The 19,522-nt window shown below is 47.4% G+C and carries 15 protein-coding genes; 2 read left to right on the forward strand and 13 right to left on the reverse strand.

Annotated features, from left to right (window positions below; genetic code table 11):
• From hisD to C232_RS0105605, 8 genes are all read right to left on the reverse strand, one after another.
• The gene (hisD, locus tag C232_RS0105565; RefSeq protein ID WP_018662151.1) at positions 1-1,284 is read right to left on the reverse strand and encodes a histidinol dehydrogenase; all 1,284 of its coding nucleotides are present in this window, start codon (positions 1,282-1,284) and stop codon (positions 1-3) included.
• A complete protein-coding gene (hisG, locus tag C232_RS0105570; protein WP_018662153.1) occupies positions 1,281-1,901 on the reverse strand; it encodes an ATP phosphoribosyltransferase in 621 nt (206 codons plus the stop codon). The genes hisD and hisG overlap by 4 nt, the downstream gene beginning before the upstream one ends.
• Complete coding sequence (locus C232_RS0105575; protein ID WP_018662155.1) at positions 1,898-3,022, reverse strand: ATP phosphoribosyltransferase regulatory subunit; 1,125 nt, start codon at positions 3,020-3,022, stop codon at positions 1,898-1,900. The genes hisG and C232_RS0105575 overlap by 4 nt, the downstream gene beginning before the upstream one ends.
• A gap of 400 nt (positions 3,023-3,422) precedes the next feature.
• Positions 3,423-4,685 carry an exo-beta-N-acetylmuramidase NamZ family protein gene (locus C232_RS0105580; RefSeq protein WP_026314491.1) on the reverse strand — a complete coding sequence of 421 codons (1,263 nt, stop codon included), beginning with the start codon at positions 4,683-4,685 and terminating at the stop codon, positions 3,423-3,425.
• An 18-nt stretch (positions 4,686-4,703) separates the two neighbouring features.
• The gene (locus C232_RS0105585) at positions 4,704-6,335 is read right to left on the reverse strand and encodes a serine hydrolase domain-containing protein (RefSeq protein WP_169338746.1); all 1,632 of its coding nucleotides are present in this window, start codon (positions 6,333-6,335) and stop codon (positions 4,704-4,706) included.
• A 53-nt stretch (positions 6,336-6,388) separates the two neighbouring features.
• On the reverse strand, positions 6,389-8,128 hold the full coding sequence (locus C232_RS0105590) for a glycoside hydrolase family 3 protein (protein ID WP_235801519.1): 1,740 nt from the start codon (positions 8,126-8,128) through the stop codon (positions 6,389-6,391).
• A gap of 266 nt (positions 8,129-8,394) precedes the next feature.
• The gene (locus C232_RS0105600; RefSeq protein WP_018662164.1) at positions 8,395-9,342 is read right to left on the reverse strand and encodes a magnesium transporter CorA family protein; all 948 of its coding nucleotides are present in this window, start codon (positions 9,340-9,342) and stop codon (positions 8,395-8,397) included.
• A gap of 68 nt (positions 9,343-9,410) precedes the next feature.
• Positions 9,411-10,496, reverse strand: a complete 1,086-nt coding sequence (locus C232_RS0105605; RefSeq protein ID WP_018662166.1) for a site-2 protease family protein — start codon at positions 10,494-10,496, stop codon at positions 9,411-9,413.
• Between the two features lie 275 nt (positions 10,497-10,771).
• Here C232_RS0105605 and C232_RS0105615 point away from each other — a divergent pair, with 275 nt between their 5' ends.
• Complete coding sequence (locus C232_RS0105615; RefSeq protein WP_018662170.1) at positions 10,772-11,404, forward strand: LysE family transporter; 633 nt, start codon at positions 10,772-10,774, stop codon at positions 11,402-11,404.
• An 84-nt stretch (positions 11,405-11,488) separates the two neighbouring features.
• Entirely contained in the window at positions 11,489-12,838 is a 1,350-nt protein-coding gene (locus C232_RS0105620; protein WP_018662172.1) for an amino acid permease, read from the forward strand.
• Between the two features lie 47 nt (positions 12,839-12,885).
• Here the strand turns inward: C232_RS0105620 and C232_RS0105625 are convergent, their stop codons facing one another.
• The 5 genes from C232_RS0105625 to C232_RS0105655 form a co-directional block, all read right to left on the reverse strand.
• Positions 12,886-15,057, reverse strand: coding sequence for a DNA topoisomerase III (locus tag C232_RS0105625; RefSeq protein ID WP_018662174.1), 2,172 nt, complete (start codon positions 15,055-15,057; stop codon positions 12,886-12,888).
• Between the two features lie 221 nt (positions 15,058-15,278).
• Positions 15,279-16,151 (reverse strand): LysM peptidoglycan-binding and 3D domain-containing protein, encoded by an 873-nt coding sequence (locus C232_RS0105635; RefSeq protein ID WP_018662176.1) that lies wholly within the window; start codon positions 16,149-16,151, stop codon positions 15,279-15,281.
• Positions 16,152-16,372: 221 nt separating this feature from the next.
• A complete protein-coding gene (locus C232_RS0105645) occupies positions 16,373-17,896 on the reverse strand; it encodes an FAD-dependent oxidoreductase (protein ID WP_018662180.1) in 1,524 nt (507 codons plus the stop codon).
• A 58-nt stretch (positions 17,897-17,954) separates the two neighbouring features.
• Entirely contained in the window at positions 17,955-18,419 is a 465-nt protein-coding gene (locus C232_RS0105650; RefSeq protein WP_018662181.1) for a CBS domain-containing protein, read from the reverse strand.
• Positions 18,420-18,580: 161 nt separating this feature from the next.
• Entirely contained in the window at positions 18,581-19,447 is an 867-nt protein-coding gene (locus tag C232_RS0105655) for an MBL fold metallo-hydrolase (RefSeq protein ID WP_018662184.1), read from the reverse strand.
• Positions 19,448-19,522: the final 75 nt, after the last annotated feature.

Consider the following 19,522-nt stretch of genomic DNA (forward strand, 5'->3'; position numbering starts at 1 on the left):
TCACCCTTTCACCCGTTTTTCAACTGCCCGCAAATGCCCGGCGAGCCGTTCCTGATCCGCAATTGCGATTACTGACGGTGCCGCTTTTTGCAAAGCATTCTTGGAATAATGCAAATATGTAATTTTTTTGAAGAAATCATCAACAGACAGCCCTGATGAGAAACGCGCTGTCCCCGACGTCGGCAGGACATGGTTCGGGCCGCCGAAATAATCGCCAATTGCTTCCGGTGTGTTTTCACCAAGAAATACTGAGCCGGCATTTTTTACTTTTGAGAGCTGCAAGAGCGGATTTTGGACCTGAATTTCCAAATGCTCAGGCGCCAGCCGGTTGCAAAGTTCAAAGGCCTGGTCAATATTTTCCACAAGTACTGCTGCACTTTGTGTTTTGATCGAGGTTTCAGCGATCTCCCGGCGCGGCAGGACAGTGCATTGTTTTTCAAGCGCTTCTTTTGTTGCTTCAATTAACGGGCGTGAAGTCGTGAACAAGAACGTCCGGGCCCGCTCGTCGTGTTCTGCCTGTGCGATTAAATCAGCGGCAATATAAACCGGGTTGGCATTTTCATCAGCAATGACCGCCACTTCCGAGGGGCCTGCGATCATATCAATGCCAACTGTTCCGTAGACAAGCGATTTGGCGGCGGCCACATATGCATTCCCCGGGCCGACGATTTTATCGACCGTTGGAATCGTTTCGGTTCCGTACGCCAGCGCGCCGATCGCCTGGATGCCGCCGATTTTGTAGATCGTGCGAACGCCGGCAATGTCTGCAGCAACCGATAAGATCGGGGCAATTTTTTTGCCTTCGCGCAGCGGCGTCACCATGATGACTTCTTCAACCCCCGCCAAAACGGCAGGAATGGCATTCATTAAAACGGTTGATGGATAGCAGGCAGTCCCGCCCGGCACATAAATACCGACTTTTTCAACCGGCCTGAACAGCTGCCCGGCAATGATGTCTTCCTCCATCTGGATGATCCGCGAGTTTTGCAGCTGTTTTGCGTGGAAATTGCGGATGTTTTCAGCCGCTTTCTGCAGGGCTTCGATGACTTCTTTTGAAACTTCCTGCCAGGCCCGTTTCCGTTCATCAGCGGAAACTTCCCAGGTTTCAGGCACTTCGCCATCAAATTTGGCGACGTATTTTTCAAGTGCCGCATCGCCGTTTAAACGAATGTCTTCAAGCACAGCTTTTGCCGTTTTCAATACGTTTTCATCTAGCACACTGCTTTTGTTTTTCGAACGTAAAAAACTTTCGGTAAATTGTTCCTTTGTGAACTCCCTAATCATTTGAGGATCTCCTCTCCCTGCAATTTCTGAATGAAGGGCTGTATCGCGTCTTTTTTTAATTTTAGCGCGGACCGGTTGGCAATCAGCCTCGATGTGATGGGCTGAATATTTTCAATGACAACGAGCCCGTTTTCTCTCAGTGTGTTCCCTGTTTCAACAATGTCGACAATTGCATCTGCGAGCCCGACGATCGGTGCCAATTCAACGGAACCTTCCAATTTTACGATGTCAACAGATTCGCCTTTTTCACGAAAAAAGCGCTGTGTAACATGGGGATATTTCGTGGCAATCCGTCGTTTGCGGTTATGCCGGATGCTTTCCGGTTTTCCGCAGAGCGCAAAGCGGCATTTACCGAACGGCAAGGGCATCAGATCGAATACATCCGGCTGGTCTTCGGCTAAAATATCTTCCCCGACAATGCCGATATCGCAAATTCCGTATTCGACATAGGTTGCAACATCGACACCTTTTACGAATATACAGATAAATTCATCGGTTTCAACGAGTAATTTCCGGCCTTTATCGATGAGCGGGCCAACCTCAAATCCGCGCGTCTTTACATATTGCAAAAATTGTTTTTCTACTCTGCCTTTTGTTAATGCAATGCTGATTTTCAAACCTCTTCTGCCCCCCATTTGCCGCTATTGTTTGTAAGCTGCAGCACGGTGTCAAATTCACCCCGGACCGGCTTTTCGAACCGGACATCGACAATGCTGCCTGTATACTTTTTTCTTAGCTTTTCCGCTTCAGCGAGCGTTTCCTCAGTGGCGATGATACAAATTTTTTCAGGCGTTTTTTCATTCCCGAGCTGTTCTGCTAAAATATCGGCGTTAAACGCAATTCCGACAGCAGTCGTTTTGCGGTTAAACTGGTCATACAGTTTATCATAGCAGCCCCCTGAAAAGCAGGCTGCCCCATTTTGTTTTAAGAATCCCCTGAACAATATCCCGGTATAATAAGGAAGATTTTTGACCCTGCCCAGGTCAATGATGATATCTTTAATACCGATTGCAAACAAGGTTTCGCCCAGCTTTTGAATATGTTCAAGCATCCTGATGTGTGCGGGCCTGCCTTTCCAGCGGTCCAGATAGGTTTGGATCATGCTGAAAGGGCCGTAAGCATCAACGAGTGCTGCCAGTTCTGCCGCGATTTCCCCATTGCCGCCTGAGCTTGCAATGCCATATACTTCATCTTTGCGCTTATCGTGCATCGCAGCCCGCAACCTGTCAACCTGGTCAGCCGGCAAACCCAATTCTGCCACCCATTCTTCAAAAATGCCGGTATGGCCAAGTTCAACCATGACATCCTGAATCCCGAGCTGTGCGAAGAAATCGTGGGCAAAAAACAAGCATTCGCTTTCCCCGAGCAGTGCCGGAAGATCCACGATTTCGATTCCGACCTGCCTGCTTTCAAGTCCCGGCGTTTCCTGTCTGAAAATCGATCCCTGGTATGCCCATTTATGTTGCTGAAACTCCTTTTTAGCAAGCGCTCTTGCAATTGAAGTGGTCCAGTCCGGCCGAAGCACTTCAATCTGGCCGCCGGCGTTAAACCATTTCAGCATATTTTGCAGTTTCATCCCGACTTGCACGTTTGTAAATGTATCTGCATATTCAACAAGCGGCGTTGAAATTTCTGTATAATTCCGCAGTGCTGCCACATGGCGGAAGGTTTCAAATACTTTTGAACGATTGGCAATAATTGCGCCAATTTCATCCTGGCTGCCTTCTGGTAAAAACATTCGGTCTCACATCCTAAAGATCTCTCTTTATTATATTAGTACTCTAATACACTAAAGGATTATTGGTTGAATTAAAGATAACATATTTGGAGAGGAGACGTCAAGAAGAAATGTTGCAGAGGTTCAGGGCCCTTTTGCTAATAGATTTCGACAAATATAACAGATATTCCTGCAATTAAAACCTGCCAATTCCCCGAAATCCCTAAAATATGAAAATTGTTCAAAAACCTTATTAAAAAAACCTCCTAAAATGATGTAACCCCCTAAGTAAAAACAGCTAGGGGGATTTTTAAACTTTAAATTTTCAAGTGCAAGCAGAAGGAATAGCTGGCAGATAGGCCTGTGGATTACTTGCCGGCACAGCATTTTAGGCTTATGGTGCCGGCTGTCCTTAAAAGTTTCAATGATACATCAAATACTTGGCGCGTTTTTTCTTCCATTCCTTCAAATCTTTCTGCCAGCGCTTTTCAATGTCCTGCAGGGATGTGCCATTGTTGATCGCTTCCCTTACCCAGACGTTTCCGATCAGCTGGTCAAAGTAGGAAACGCCATTTTTGTCCTCGGCACGGAAGGCAAATTGATTCGGATAGAGGTCATGGATCGTTTTGACAATCGCCAAGCCGGTTTTTACAGATTGGTACTTATTCCGGTCTGTAACATGGATCTGGATGCCGTTTGTAAGCCGGCCGCTCCATTTAGATGTTGTTGGCGTAAACGAAGCGCTCCTGAAACGCACCCCCGGCAGCCCCAGTTGGTTAAGTTTTACAGTCAGCCGGTCACCATCGATAAACGGGGCGCCGATCAATTCAAACGGCCGCGTTGTCCCCCGCCCTTCTGAAATATTTGTCCCTTCTATCAATGCCGTACCGGGATAGACGGCGGCCGTGTCCAGTGTCGGCATATTCGGTGACGGCATCACCCATTCGAGCGGGGTGTCGTCCATATACATTTCTCTGTGCCAGCCTTTCATCGGGACGACAGTGAGATCAGCGCCGATTCCGCATGCTTTATTAAAATATTTTGCCAGTTCGCCGACAGTCATGCCATGGCGGAGGGCAATCGGGTACATCCCGACAAAAGAAGCATAGTCCGGATTAAGTACCGGTCCTTCTACTTTCGTGCCGCCAATCGGGTTCGGGCGGTCAAGGACGATAAATGGGATGCCTTTTTCCTTTGCCGCTTCCATCGCATAGGCCATCGTGTAAATATAAGTGTAAAACCGGGCTCCCACATCCTGGATATCAAAAACGAGCACATCGACATCTTTGAGCATTTCCGGTGTGGGCTTTTTTGTTTCACCGTATAAGCTGTACACCGGAAGACCCGTTTTCAGATCTGTGTAAAACGGTACATAAGCTCCTGCCTCGGCACTGCCGCGGACGCCGTGCTCCGGGCCAAACAACGCAGTCAAATGAATGTCTGAATTGCCTGCAAAACGATCAACAATGCTGTTTAACGATTGGTCTACGCCGGTCGGGTTGGTGATTAGCCCAACGCGTTTCCCTTTTAACAAGTCGAGCCTGTCTTTCAGCAAAACATCAACGCCAAGTTGAAACGAAGACCGCTTATGTGATTGCGGCGGTTTGCTGTGTGCAACCTGTACTGCCGCCAGAGAGGAAAAAGCTAAAAGGAACACCAGAATGGCAGCATACCATTTTTTCATTTTCATGCAGATTCCCCCTTACCGGTTTCGAAGTGCCCAGCCTGTACTTGTGAAAACAGCCTTGATGGGTTGGCCTCCCGCTATCACTTCAGGTTTAAGCACATACCAGCCGCGGCCGTTTACCGATCCGTCTGTTTCATAAACGAAGCGAAGATATTTCGTTCCCTCAGGCAGCGGGCAGGATATTTGTTTCCAGGTGCCGCTTGAACCGGTTAAATCCTCGCCGAGCGTTGTCCATGTTTTGCCGTCTTTAGAGGCTTGCACTCTGCCCCAGTCTGCATTCTGTTCAATGCGGTACCAGGTTTGGAAGCGGAGAACCGCCGGCTTGTTCAGACTGACTTCAGTTTGCAGAACGAATTCATTATTGTCGCCATAGCCCGCAAACCATGCCTGCTTTTTCCCGGGGATTGCGACCGGAATCGCATCTGCTGCAAGCCGGGCTACTGTTCTTCTTATGCCGTTTGTCGAAACCGTGTCGCGGGTCGGATGGACGCGGTTGGTTAACAGGATGACAATGGTCTGGTTTTTCGGGCTGATGACAATTGATGTGCCGGTATAGCCGGTATGGCCCATGGTGTTCATGTCTGCGAACGCATCCATGTACCAGCCCTGGTTCAGCTCGAAACCGAGCCCGTGATCATCACCCGGAAAAGCGCTGTTCAAATTCTGTTCCATCAGCTGCACGGTTGATGCTTTTAAAATCCGGGTGCTGCCGTATTTGCCTTGCTGCAGAATCGTTTGTGCAAGTACAGCGAGGTCATGCGCGGTTGAAAACACGCCTGCATGTCCCGCCACGCCGCCGAGCGCCCATGCGTTTTCGTCATGAACCTGTCCCCGTATAAGCCCCCTGTCCGTCCACGTTTGATACTCTGTTGCGGCAATGCGCTGTTTTAACGATGCGGGCGGATTATACATCGTGTCTTTCATGCCGAGCGGATTGGTGATATGGTCTTTTACATACGCATCAAGCCTTTGCCCGCTGAGCCGTTCGACTAAGACGCCAAGCGTGATCATATTTAAATCGCTGTACGTATAAACCGTTCCCGGCGGATTGGCAAGCCCGTGCTTCAGGACAATTTCAAGGCGGTCTTCCCGTGATGTACCCATTTTATAAACCGGAATGCCAGCTTCAAATCCTGAAGTATGGGTCATGAGCCCGCGGATTGTGACGGATTCTTTTCCGTTCTCCGCAAATTCCGGAATGTACTTGGCAACAGGGTCCTCGAGCGTAAATTTCCCTTTCTCATACAGCTGCATGGCGGCGATCGAAGTGAACAGCTTGCTGATCGATGCAATATCATAAATCGTGTTTGTTTTTGCAGCTGCCGGATCGGGTGCTTCCGTATATTGGTCATCCGTGTAACGGTAAGCATAGCCGTATGCCTGCTCTTTTACCACTGCCCCTTTCCGCGCCACAAGCACGACAGCGCCCGGCATAACTTTACGCGCAATCGCTTCGTTTACAGCCCGGTCTATTTCATTTAATGGGCTGTGCACCATCCCGGCTGTTTCAGGGGGGCCTTTATGCAACACACTGGAAGATGGGCCCGGCTTGTCCCAGGAAAACCTGGCCGGCGCCTCTCCCCATGTTTTTTTGTCCGCTTCTTTTGCAAAAACCGGCGCGGCATATCCCCATAACATCGTCATCATCAACACCCATACACCAATTTTTAGGCCTCTGCTTTTCAAAAACAATTCCCCCCTTATTGATATTTAAGCCCATACCCAAATGGATAATGCCCCGGAATCGAGACCGGCAAATGCCCGCCTGGATTGATTTCGCCTGCGAGTGCTTTTGCGGCTGCTTTTGTTGATGCATCACGGTTTCCGTACGTTAACAGGTTGGCGTCCGCTTCAGGCGCGCCCATGATGTCGTAAGGATTCCGCACCGATACCATCACAACTGGTTTTCCCGCTGTTTTTAATGCTTTCAGGAACGCCTGCAGGGCTTTGTTTGTATTCACATTATAGGCAGGGACAACAATGACATCCGCCGTTTTCGCTTTTTCAGCAGCGTCCTTCATCTGTTCCTGTGTTGGCGAAATTGCGGTGGCATAACTGCTTGCTTTAAAACTTTTTTCCGCTAAAAGTGCTGCCAAACGGTCGGTATTTGCTGCTGACGGTCCGGCAACCAATATGTTCTGCTGTTTTTGCAACGGTAGAATATTGTTGCTATTTTTTACAAGTGTCAGGCTTTTTTCCGCTATTTTATCCGCTGCCGCCAGATGTTCTGCTGTCCCGATATTCCTGAGTGCCTGCTTTTTTGTAAACGGGTGACGGACGATCCCGCGTTCATATTTTACCCCTAAAATCCGTGCAACCGACTCATCCAACCGTTTGCGGCTGATTTTACCTTCTTTCACTGCCTTAAGCACTGACTGGTAAGCAACATCAACATCTGGCGGATTCAGCAAGATGTCGGCGCCCGCTTCAAAAGCCGCAACCGCAACCTGGCCGGCAGGCAGGACATTGGCGCCCGACATATCGAGGCTGTCTGTAATAATCAGGCCATTGTAACCAAGCTTTTCACGGAGCAGCCCCGTCATTATTTTTTTGGAGAGTGTTGCCGGCAAGCCGGAATCATCCAGGGCGGGGACGACAATATGTGCCGTCATAATTGCGTCAACTCCCGAACGGATTGCCGCTTTAAACGGTTTTAAATCGACCTCATTTAACGTATTCAAGTCATGGTTAACAATAGGCAGGCCGTAGTGGGAATCGACATCGGTATCCCCGTGGCCGGGAAAATGCTTGCCGGTTGCAATCACATCTTCGCTTTGAAACCCGGCAATCTGTGCCGTTCCGAGAGTGGCAACGAGATCGGGGTTCTCAGAATAGGAACGCACCCCGATAACAGGATTTTCCGGATTAACATTTACATCAAGATCCGGTGCAAAATCCATATTAATCCCGAGGCTTTTAAGTTCTGTACCCATGATTTGCGCAGACTGCCTGGCGTATGCAGCAGACCGTGCAGCCCCGAGCGCCATGTTCCCGGGAAAAACAGCCGCCGGTTCTGTTACGCGCGCCACAACTCCGCCTTCCTGGTCGGTTGAGATAAACAGCGGAATGCCCGGCCTCTGTTTCAAGGCTATTTTTTGCAAGCCATTGGATAATTGCTGCACCTGGGCAGTATCGGCCGGTGTCCCGATATTATCCGACCAGTTGAAATAAATCACCCCGCCTATATGGTATTTTTTAATGATCTCTTTAAAATTCGCACCGCCGCGGTCTGCTTCCATATTTGCTTCCGCATCGGCCGGATCATCCGGCGTTTTTCCGTTGGCATAGACGATAAACAACTGGCCGACCTTTTCTTCTAACGACATCCTTTTCAGTTTCGTTTCCACCCACCGGCTTTTCGCTTTATTTATACTGTTCCCGTGATTTTCCCCCGCATTGGCAGTGATGCCTGTAAAATTAACGATGGAAAAAAGCAACATAAAAGCCAAACTATATTTCCCCAGTTTCTTCAACCTGCCCGCTCCTTTCAAAATCGTTTCCTTTTCATTTCCAGTCTAGCTTGTCTACTCTATTTGTCTATGCGACTTTTGTCATTTTTGTTTTAATATTTTTTCTTTTTCGAAACTTATTGCCTGCGCCTTTTTGCTCATTTTTATTCTTGCCTTTTCATGCATCTGCATACACCCAGTCTTTTTAGAAAATTTTTCGCATTAAAAAAGCCTGCGCAAGAGCAAGCTTTTTTCCGTTATTTAAAGAGCGAGTGTTTTTCTTTCCCCTGTAAAATATCGCCGGTCCAGCCCCTTTTAAACAAAAAGAAATACAGGAAGACCGTATTGAGAAGAATCACGCCGAGCGCCAGCAAATAACCATAGTGCCAAGATAATTCCGGCATATTTTTAAAATTCATGCCCCATAAAGCGCCCCAGGCAGAGATTGGTGTAAACAGGGTTGTGATTACGGTCAAGGTTTTCATAATGGAGTTTCCGCGGTGGCTGGATATGACTTCTTCGACATTAATCATGGTATCAATTTCCTGCTGGTATTCTTTTATCAAAGTCAGACATCGCTTCATCTTCACATACCGCTGCCGGATCTGCGGGTAGCGAAGTATTTCTTCCCCGAACCCTTCTTCCAGGCCGAGCATAATTTCCTGGATCGGGATCATCAGATTTCTGCATATTAATAATTCGTGGCGCCGTTCATAAATTTTATCCAAAGTATGAATATTATTCCGCTTTTGGATTTCCCAAATCAGATCATTCAGTTTTATTTCAAAGTCATCAATTTTTTTCAGATAGTTATTGGTGAGGGCACCGAGAATAATTGAAAAAGCTTCCACCGAATTTTGGGAGTGCTCCATTTGATTGATGATTTTTTTTATTTCGGTGTTCTTCAGCTTTGAAAAATCGAGGTCGACAGTTAAAAGAATCCGCTCCGTCAAATAAAAGTGGAACAAATCATGTTCTTCACGGTTAATCGTGTTCTGCTGGTAAATCAGCGAACCGTTCACAAAAGGTTTTTCATAGCGGGTGGTATCTACTGTCAGTTTATTGGTTTGGTTTTTTTCTATATGATCGAGCCAGTCTTTGCATTCTTTATTTTCATCAATAATTTGTTTTATTTCCTCTTGATTATGGCTCTCCAGATGATACCATTTCCAGTGGTGGTCATCATTTTTGAATTCATGGATCATACGCCATCCCCCCAGTTTCTGTTTCGTTTCCCATTCATATTCCCGCTTGCATGTATTTAAAACGCGGTTTAAAAGGAATGCGGGTCTGGCAGGATGTCGCGGCTGATATAAAACAGGACGCCGAGGACAGCGATTAAACCTAAATAGGCCAAGCCGGTGCTGATTTTTTCTTTTGTTGTCGTTTTATAATAGTTGCGCCGCCTGGCAACGGCTTCTTTTTCGGTTTTAATGGTTTTGCCAAGCCAGTTCAAGCCGGTTTCCACATCCTCGTAAGACGTTTCATCATACATTTCCAGCTGTTTTTCCATTAGCGCAAGCCTTGGTTTCCGGTATTTTTTATCCAGCTTTTGATTTTCCTCCAGCTGTTCGAATCTTTCTTTTAAGTGCCTGGCGTATTGGACATCGTCATAAGCAATGGTGTTGCGCTGATAAACATCATCCATCTGCTGATACGCTTCAAATCGCTTTTTCCTTTTTTTCAGCATCCGTACATACGCCTCAGCCAGCCGGCCTTCATAGGGTCTTCGCAGCTGCGAAAATGCTTCAATAGCGCCAATGATGATGATGAAAATGACGATCGGGCTCGGTACGAAAAATGTGTAAACCCCAAGCAGCAGCAAACCGGCCCCCCAGATTTTCGGGGAAAGCACAGTAACAATCCGCCCGCCATCGAGCGGAGAGAGCGGGATCAGATTAAACAGATTCAGTATCGAACCGATGTAAACCGCAAGCAGCCAGATATCGCCGTGAAAGATCAAGTAAAAGAGAAGCGCAATGATGGTAGCAATTGTGCCGAATAATGGCCCCCCGTAGGCGATATAACTCTCGTCTTTTGAGTGTTTTATGTCTTCCTTTAATCCTACAGCTGCGCCGACAAACGGGATAAAAAAGATTGGCGATGTTTTCACGCCGCGCTGCTTAGCAGCAATCATATGCCCGGATTCATGCACCAGCATGGAATACATTAAGGCAATGGCAAATGACCAGCCGTAAGCCACAGCATATACCCCAAGTGATAAAAATAAAGTAAACAAGGAAGATAATTTTGTTAATTTTAATATCACCAGCAAATATTTTAGTTTTGCCGCAATCAAAAGGCCGATGGAACCCAGACTAATGGCCGTCCGCAGTGTTTTCCCCTTTTTTCCGGACATTTTTGTCACCCTTTCATTATGCTTTTCAACTCTTTATCTATAAATCCACTATACTGTAAAACTTGCTGTGTTGGAATGTTTCAATACTTGAGCATTTAACCGTGACAGGATTACGAACACCCTCCGGTTAAGGTTTCGGTTTCGCAAAAATTTTCATGTATGCCGGCTCTGCCCTGCCTGTTGGGTTTCCCTGTGCCTTTTCATCCCTTCCCCTGGCATGAAACAAAGTTGTCCTGCATAAAATGTACAAGTTTCCGTATGAAGGAGTGGGGCAATTGAGCATGAGTCTTCTTGCCGGTTATATTTTCTTAGGCCTGACGTTAGCGGCACCCATCGGCCCGGTGAATTCCGCCCGTATTGATAAAGGCATTAAAAACGGGTTCTGGCACGCCTGGATGGTCGGCACCGGGTCAATGATGGCGGATGCCATTTTTATGCTGGCGGTCTATTTGGGGCTTGTCCAATTTTTAACAATTGAGATGATACAGGTGTTTCTCTGGCTGTTTGGCGGGTTTGTGCTGATTTATTCCGGTGTGGAAAGTATTGTCAGTGCAAGAACCATTATTGTCGATATGGACCGCAAGAAAGAACCGCTTACCACCTGTTTTTTCACCGGATTTATCATGTCAATCACAAGCCCGCTCTCCATTCTGTTCTGGCTCGGAATTTATGGTTCGGTACTGGCAAAAACTGCGGCGAGCTTCGGGACCGGCATGCTAATGGCCTGCAGCAGCATGATATTTCTCGGCCTCTTCATTTGGGATATTTTTATGGCTGCCTTAACTAGCGGATTCCGGCGTTTTTTAAATCATCGTACTTTGCAGGCCATTTCTGTCATCTCCGGTGCATCGTTGATTGTATTCGGGCTTTATTTCGGCGGCCATGGCATCAAAACTTTGCTGAGTTAGCACGCTTTTAAAAAAACCGCTTCTATACATAATTCTCCCTTTTTCATCAAACAGTATGACTATGTTGATGAAGGAGGGTGACGGATGGGCAAGACAAAACAACCATCTAAAGCGACAAAAAAAGGGGATTTATCGTGGTGGCAGCTTTCTTTGATCGGGGTGGGCTGTACAATCGGGACGGGTTATTTTCTCGGCTCGGGAATCGGGATTAAAACGACGGGCCCTTCTATTGTCATTTCATTTATCATTGCGGCAATTGGCACTTATATTGTTTTTCATGCGCTTGCGAAAATGACCGCGGATGACCCGCATGAAGGTTCATTTTGCTATTATGCGAAAAAAGCGTATGGCAATTGGGCGGGTTTCAGCTGTGGCTGGAATTATTGGAGTTCGAATATTCTCATCATGGGCAGCCAATTAACCGCGCTTTCGATCCTCACGAAATTTTGGTTCCACCAGCTGCCATTATGGGTGCTGGCTGCCATTTATGCAGCGCTTTCGGTACTGGTCGTTTTGCTTGGCACGAAAGGTTTCGATAAGGTGGAAAATATTCTTGCGGTCGTAAAAACAGCGGCGATCGTCATGTTTATCGTGCTTGCACTTGCCGCACTATTCGGGTGGATTGACGGCGGGCATGGGGACAAAATGCAGTTTCCGGATTCCGTGCAACAACTCTTCCCGCACGGCCTGCTTGGCTTTTGGGCTTCCCTGCTCTATGCGTTTTATGCGTTTGGCGGCATCGAGGTGATCGGCTTGATGGCGATGCAATTGAAAAACAAAGACGATGCGCCGAAATCGGGGTCCATTATGCTGATCGTGCTTACAATCATCTATGTTGTTTCACTCGGGCTGACCGTCGTGATGGAGCCCTACCATGTCTTTAATGAAAAAGAAAGCCCGTTTGTCAAAGCAATGGATGACTACCATCTTGCGTTTTTTCCGCATGTCTTTAACGGAGCGATTATTATTGCCGGCTTTTCCACGATGACTGCATCCCTGTTCGGGGTAACCAATCTGCTTGTCACATTATCGGATGATGGGGATGCACCAAAACTGTTTGCAAAGAAAATAAAAAAATGGAAAAATCTTCCGCTTCCTTCCCTGGCGCTGGCAACTGCCGGTTTAATTCTTTCCATTGTGACCGCGCTGCTTCTTCCGGGAAAAATTTATGAATACATTACAACAGCTGCCGGGATTTTGCTATTGTTTAACTGGCTGTTCATTATTATTTCGTCGCTGCGTGTACTGAAGACGGGCGGTGCCGGAAAATGGATGTCCTGGACCGGGCTGCTGTTCCTGCTCGCCGGCATTAGCGGCACGCTTGCCGAAAAAGAAATCCGCCCCGGCCTTTATGCAAGCCTGATTGTGATGGTCCTGATTGTTTGTGTCGCGGTATTTGTGAATAAGAAAAAAAAACGGGCAGAAGCGGGATAAAGGCGCGGGGCTGCCCGAACATTCCGAAAGCGGCCCCTGCCCCTATGCTATTTTTTTGCCCCTGCTTTCTGCTGTGCAAAGATAAAGTGAAGTTTTTCGCCATCCAATTTTAATTTTGCATCAAATGAACGCTCCTTTTTCCTGAAGCCTTTGATGACATTGGTTTCTTCGCCGGCCAGGAGCTTCTTCACATTGGTCTGGCTGATTTTTTTGCCGAGCAGCAGTTTCGGCAAGGTAAAGCTGCAGCTTGTTTTTTTATAGGCACTGCAGCCGTAAAAATTGCCCTTATCGACGATATAACTGCCGCATTTCGGGCATTTGCCGATCTTTTTCCCGATTGTATACTTGGAATTTGTGCGCACAATCTCCTCTACTTTCAGCCCGGTAAAATCCCATGATTGTGAAGCCCGGATCGCATCCTGGACAATTTTGGCGGACAGTTTCTTTGATTGTTCCATAAACACAGCGGCAGAAGCCTGCCCGTTGCTGATTTCATGAAGGCGCTGCTCCCATTTGGCTGTCATTTCCGGTGAAGCAAGGATTTTATCGCCAATCGCGCGAATCAGCACTTTTGCCTTATCAGTCGCATACACCTGGTTCTTTCTCACTTCGATGTATTTACGGTCTTTTAAAATGGTAATAACCCCGGCCCTTGTTGCTTCTGTGCCAAGCCCTTCCACTTTTGCCATTACTTTCTCCATCTCTGCATCATCCAAGGATTTGCCCGCCGTTTTCATGAGCGTGATCAGCTGTCCTTCTGTATAACGCTTCGGCGGCTGGGTTTTGCCTTCTTTTACCTTCGCATCTTTTACGAGGCCTTTTTCCCCTTCTTGAACGTCCGGGAGAAGCGCTGCTTTTTCTTTTTGGTTTGCAAACAATACTTTGCGCCAGCCTTCCTGCTCCATCTGCGTGCCTTTCGAAATAAATTCGGCGCGCCCGTCTACTAAAGTCGTAATGGTCGTGTAGTTGAATACCGCGTTCTCATGGTGGGCAGCAATAACGCGTTTGACAATCATCTCATAAATTTTTCGTTCGTCATGCTGCAGGCTCGCCGGGTTCGCCACTTGTTCAGTCGGGATAATCGCATAGTGGTCGGTCACCTTTTTTTCATTTACAAAACGCTTATTGTTTGTAATGGTTGGGTGCGGCAGCGGAAAATACGGGGAAAACTCCGGAAAAGCGCTGATTTTCTGCATGATGTCCGGAAACGTCTCGGCTTCGCCTTTTGTCACATAATTGGAATCGGAACGGGGATAGGAAACCATGCCTTTTTGATAGAGCGATTGGACGAGATCCAATGTTTTTTTCGGCGGGAATTTGTAAGCCTGGTTTGCGGCAGCCTGCAAGGTTGATAGATTATAAAGCAAAGGCGGCTGGAATTCCTTCCTTTCCTTTTTCAATTTGGCAATTTCTGCAGGTTTTTGCCGGCAAAAGTCGGCGATCTTTTGGGCAAGCGCCGGGTTTTTTAGACGTGATTCGCGTTTTTGCTCCCATTTTCCTTCGTATTGTTTGTCATCAAATTGAAATGTTGCGGTAACTTCCCAGAACGGTTCCGGTTTAAAGTGTTCGATATCAAGTTCGCGTTTGACAATCAAAGCCAGCGTTGGCGTCTGGACACGCCCAACGGAAAACACGTCATTCATGCCTTTTTGTTTCAAAAGCAGACTGTATACACGGGATGCATTAATGCCGACGAGCCAGTCTGCACATGTCCGCGCATAGGCTTCCTCATACAAAGGTCGGGTATCCCGGTCATTTAAAAGATGGCGGAACCCTTCCCGGATCGATTTCGGCGTTAATGACGAAATCCACAGCCGCCTGAGCGGTTTTCTAACGCCTGAAAGCCGGATAATGTTGCGGATAATCAGTTCCCCTTCGCGCCCGGCATCACCGGCATGAATGACCTCTGTCACGCGCGTATCTTTCAGCAATCCTTTGACAATATGAAACTGTTTGGCTTTTGATTTGGAGACTTCGTACTTGAATTTTCCGGGGATAATGGGCAAAGTGCCAAGTTTCCATTGTTTCCAGGCTGGATCATAGGCCTGCGGCTGCACAAGCTGGGTGAGATGGCCGACTGCCCATGTGCAGAACGCGCCCCCCGGGAAAATCTCATTCGGCTTGATTTCAATGTATCCCTGGCGTTTTACATACGGGAACACCGAGCACAGCGTCAGGCCCTGGTCGGGTTTTTCGGCGATGATTAACGGGAAGGACAAACAACAGCACTTCCTTTCCAAGTATTTTGTTATATCCTTACTTTACTATGTTTTTGAAAAAGTTCCAAGCAGGACTTTTCATCCCGGGACATAAAAAAAAGGCTGTACGGGAGGCAATCTATAAGCCGGAAGCTGTAAAGAAATGCCTATCGTATAGCCGGATGTGACTCTTCTTTCATTTTCGCTTGTTACTTTTACACTTTTGCCTGAAAATGATGCCATTAGTCCAGGACTGTTACTTTAACCGTTTTTCTTCCCCAATTCCTGGCCGTGCCTGTGTCCGGGACCAGTACATCGATGCGGTTGCCTTGGATGGCGCCGCCTGTATCCCCTGCTACTGCGGTTCCGTACCCCTCCACATAAACTTTTGAACCGAGCGGAATCACGTTTGGATCCACTGCGATGACTTTTGCATTCGGATTACTTTTGACATTGATGCCTGTCGCGGTGATACCGGAGCAGCCGGCACAATCCCCCGTATAGGCTGTTGCCGTCACCGTAATCGTTTTTCCTCGCGGCTGGGTGTTATTGCCGGATGCAGTTGACGACTGCGATTTCACCTCAGCATCCGGTTTTTTCACTTCTTCCTTTGCTTCGTTGGCCGGGGCTTCCGGCTGCGATTTTACCTCAACATTCGGCTTTTTCACTTCCGTTTTTGCATTTCGTGTATCTGTTTTTCCTTGCACGGAAACGTCCACAGAAGCTTCTTTTACCGTTACTTTGCTTCTTGGATTAGATTGGATCACAATTTCTTGATTCGGGAATATAATGTTGGATGGCAGGTCGTTCCAATTTCTGAGCTGTTCGACCGTTACTCCATATTTATTGGAGATCTCTGATAACGTATCCCCTGCTTTAATCACGTAGACTTTTTTCGTGGAAATGTTGATTTTTTGTCTTGGATATATGATATCTGAAGAAAGCTGGTTCACTTGTTTTAAATGTTGGATAGATGTATCGTACTTTTGTGAAATACCCCAAAGTGTATCCCCTTTTTCTACAACATGCGTATCCGGAACAGCGGCTGAAGCATTGGCAGCCATTGCCCCTGTTAATGTCACCGCAGTTGCGAATGCTGTTACTGCTTTTTTCATGTATTGTAACCTCCTCTTTTTGCTGGCAATTTTGCCAACACAGAGAATGCTAACACAGAAAGTTAACAAGCGAATAACGGGAAAATGTTGATTTGATTACAGCAGCAAGCAGTTTTGAAACATCGCGAAAAATTTGTAATAAAGGAATACGCCCCGCGTGCCGCGCATATGATGCAAAAAACACCGTCGAAATCCGACGATGTTTGGCAGCTGTCAATAGATCATTCTTCTGCAATTTTCTTTAGCGGTTTTTTTGCAGGGCCTTCAATGACTTCACCGGTATAGGAAAATCTTGAACCATGGCACGGGCAGTCCCAGGTGCGGTCTCCGGAATTCCAATTTACTTCGCATCCCAGATGGGTGCATGTTGTATCAAGTACGTGAATTTTCCCGTCTTCATCTTTATAAGCACCCGCCCGTTTTCCTTTCATCCGCACAATCGCGCTTTCTCCCTGCTGTAAATCTTGTAAGGATTTATCCGGAAGATCGAGTTTTCCTTCTATGAAATGGCCGGCAACATCAAGATTGGTTGAAAGAAACTTTTTAACCATCGGGTCGCCTTCAAACCGCTGCGGCGAGAAAAGTTTAAAATATGGATTTGGTTTGTTTACAATCTTATCCCTCATGATCATGGCTGCAAGATGACTGCTCGTCATGCCCCATTTGCGGAAACCGGTTGCGATTAAAACATTCGGTTCATTTTTGGTGATCGGCCCGATAAATGGCACCTTATCAAGGGTCGTTAAGTCCTGTGCCGACCAGCGGGAATAAAACTTTTCGATGCCAAAAGTTTTTTCCGCGTAATCCTGCAGTGCTTCATAATGCTGTATCATCGGCTCGCCCTCACCGGTTTTGTGGTTTTCGCCGCCAACTAAAAGCAGCTTTTCCCCGTTAACCGTCACACCGCGGAGGGAGCGTACAGGCTGCCCGGCGTTAATATACATGCCGCCGGGAAAGGGTTTTACCGGCTTTACTGCGATGAGGTAGGAACGATTCGGATACATCCTTGTGTAATAGAGTCCTTTTGCATCACAAAAAGGGAAATGGGTACATACGCAAACGGTATTGCAGGACACCGTATGCCCTTTATCCGTTTTTATTTTGACCGGTTTCCCGTACTCAATCTCTTTTGCGGTGGTGTTTTCAAAGACAGGCACATTGTTTTCAGCTAAAAATGTGACCAGCGGCTTTAAATAGGCGAGCGGATCAAACTGTGCCTGCCCTTCCATTTTGATTGCCTTTTTCACAGAAATATCAACGGGAAGGCTGTCCAGCCATTCTCCTTTGATACCCAATGTCTGATAGGCTTGCCATTCTTTTTCAAGTTTTGCCAGATCTTGATCACGATTCGCATAAATATAAGCATCCTGATGGGAATAATCGCAAGAAATGCCAAGTTCTTTAACGATTGCTTCGATACAGGCCGCACCGGCTTCGTTCGCCTTGTAATAGGTTTCTGCCATTTCCTTGCCGAAATGCCCGATCAATTCATCATAGATCAGCCCATGCTGTGCTGTGATTTTTGCAGTGGTATGGCCGCTTGTACCATTTGCAATTTCGCCGGCATCGAAAAGCGCGGCCTTCACGCCTTCTTTTGCGAGCAAATAGGCGGTGGCAATTCCGGTCATGCCGGCGCCGACAACCGCAACGTCGACATGTATATCTTCTGTTAAAGAAGGGAAATGCGGCATTGCAGTTGTTTTGCGCCATAGCGGTTCTGGATTTTTTGGAAAAGATGCGTTCATTTTTTAACCTCCCGAAGAATACTCTTGATAGTTTCCCCAGGAAAGCAAAGGTTAAACCTTATTGCCGGCGAATCAATTTTGTTGTGATTTGGCGCATGATATCGCCCCTGCTGATCACGCCAACCACACGGCCTGCCGGATTTGTCACCGGAAGTTTTTTAAAATGGTGTTTTGCAAGTATGGTTAAGGCATTTTCAAAGTCATCTTCCGGTTTTACGGTATAAATTTCCCGCCTTTTCATGATTTTTTCAATCGGCAGGTCCAGGCTCTGCGCCAATTTCAGTTGAAAATCTTCGCGGTCATTCACGACAAATGTCATATAAATATCATACACAGTGCGGGCTTTCGGCTGCAAAAAGCGGATGACATCGCCGTCTGTGATCATCCCGAGCAGTTTTCCCCGGTCATCTACAACCGGGGCCCCGCCGATCTTATTGTCAACAAGCAGCTGCAAAAGTTCCCGAATGGTTGTTTCTTTTGTTACGGTGATGACATCCCGTATCATAAAATCTCTGACTTCCACGATCCTCTCTCCCTATGAAAAAAGTCCTTACCATTATTGTATTCCTTTACGCAAAAGCTGGCAACGATCCCCGCAACAATCGGTCAGGATAAACCGGAGCCGCGATCCACCCCGGGGATTCGCGGGTCCTATCATGACCTTACTGCAATAGGGTTGCCTGTCTAATGGCTTCGATCTTGCTCCGGATCCACATATTTTCCGTAGTCCGGAACCGCCACTTTGTTAAAATTTCCGGCCAGTTCCTGCAGGCCGTGATGCAGATCTGCTCCTGCCATCGGGATGCCATGCCCGCATACCGCAGTTGCCGGATCAAGTGCTGCAAGTTTTCTGACTGAATCATTGGCAGCCTGCCAGTCCGTTGTGAGATAGCGCGGCGGGCCGCTCACCTCCTGCTTTTGCGTGAGTACTTTCCAAAATTCATCCTGTTTGACAGTAATAAATGCATCCCCCGCAATCAGCGCCCGGTCCGCATCCCGAAAGAATGATACATGCCCGCGTGAATGGCCCGGTGTGTGGATCCAGCGCCAGTTGTCCAGAAAAGGAACGGTTCCGTTCTCGGGAAGCGGCTGCACACGACTTCCCAGCCGGACCGGTTCCGTCGGATAAAGCGGCGATATTTTCGCCAGCAAGCCCCCTTCTACAGTCGGATCGGGATCCGGATACTTTTCTTTACCTGTGACATAAGGGATTTCGAGTTCATGTGCATAAACCGGTACATCCCATACTTCAAGCAGGTCACGAATGGCGCCGACATGGTCAAAATGCCCATGTGTTAAGAGGATGGCCTTTGGTCTGGCCCGGCTGCCGAAACGCTCTCTTACAGTATCCAAAATAGCGTCTGCCGATCTTGGCATGCCTGTATCGATCAGTACAAACTCAGAAGCATGTTCGTGCCCGATAAAACAAATATTTACGATTTGCAGCGACAATGCATAAAGATCAGGCAAAACCTCGTACCCCGTACCGCTGGTGATTGATGTCATTGGGATGATTGTACGCTCAAAAGGGTGATGAAGCTCCTCGTCCATTTTTTCGCTTCCTTTCTTCTTTTATGTGCTTATCATTTCCCATTATGAAAGAATCATGACCGCCGCACGCAAAAG

The sequence above is a fragment of the Heyndrickxia acidiproducens DSM 23148 genome (assembly GCF_000374345.1).
Lineage (GTDB): Bacteria > Bacillota > Bacilli > Bacillales > Bacillaceae_C > Weizmannia > Weizmannia acidiproducens.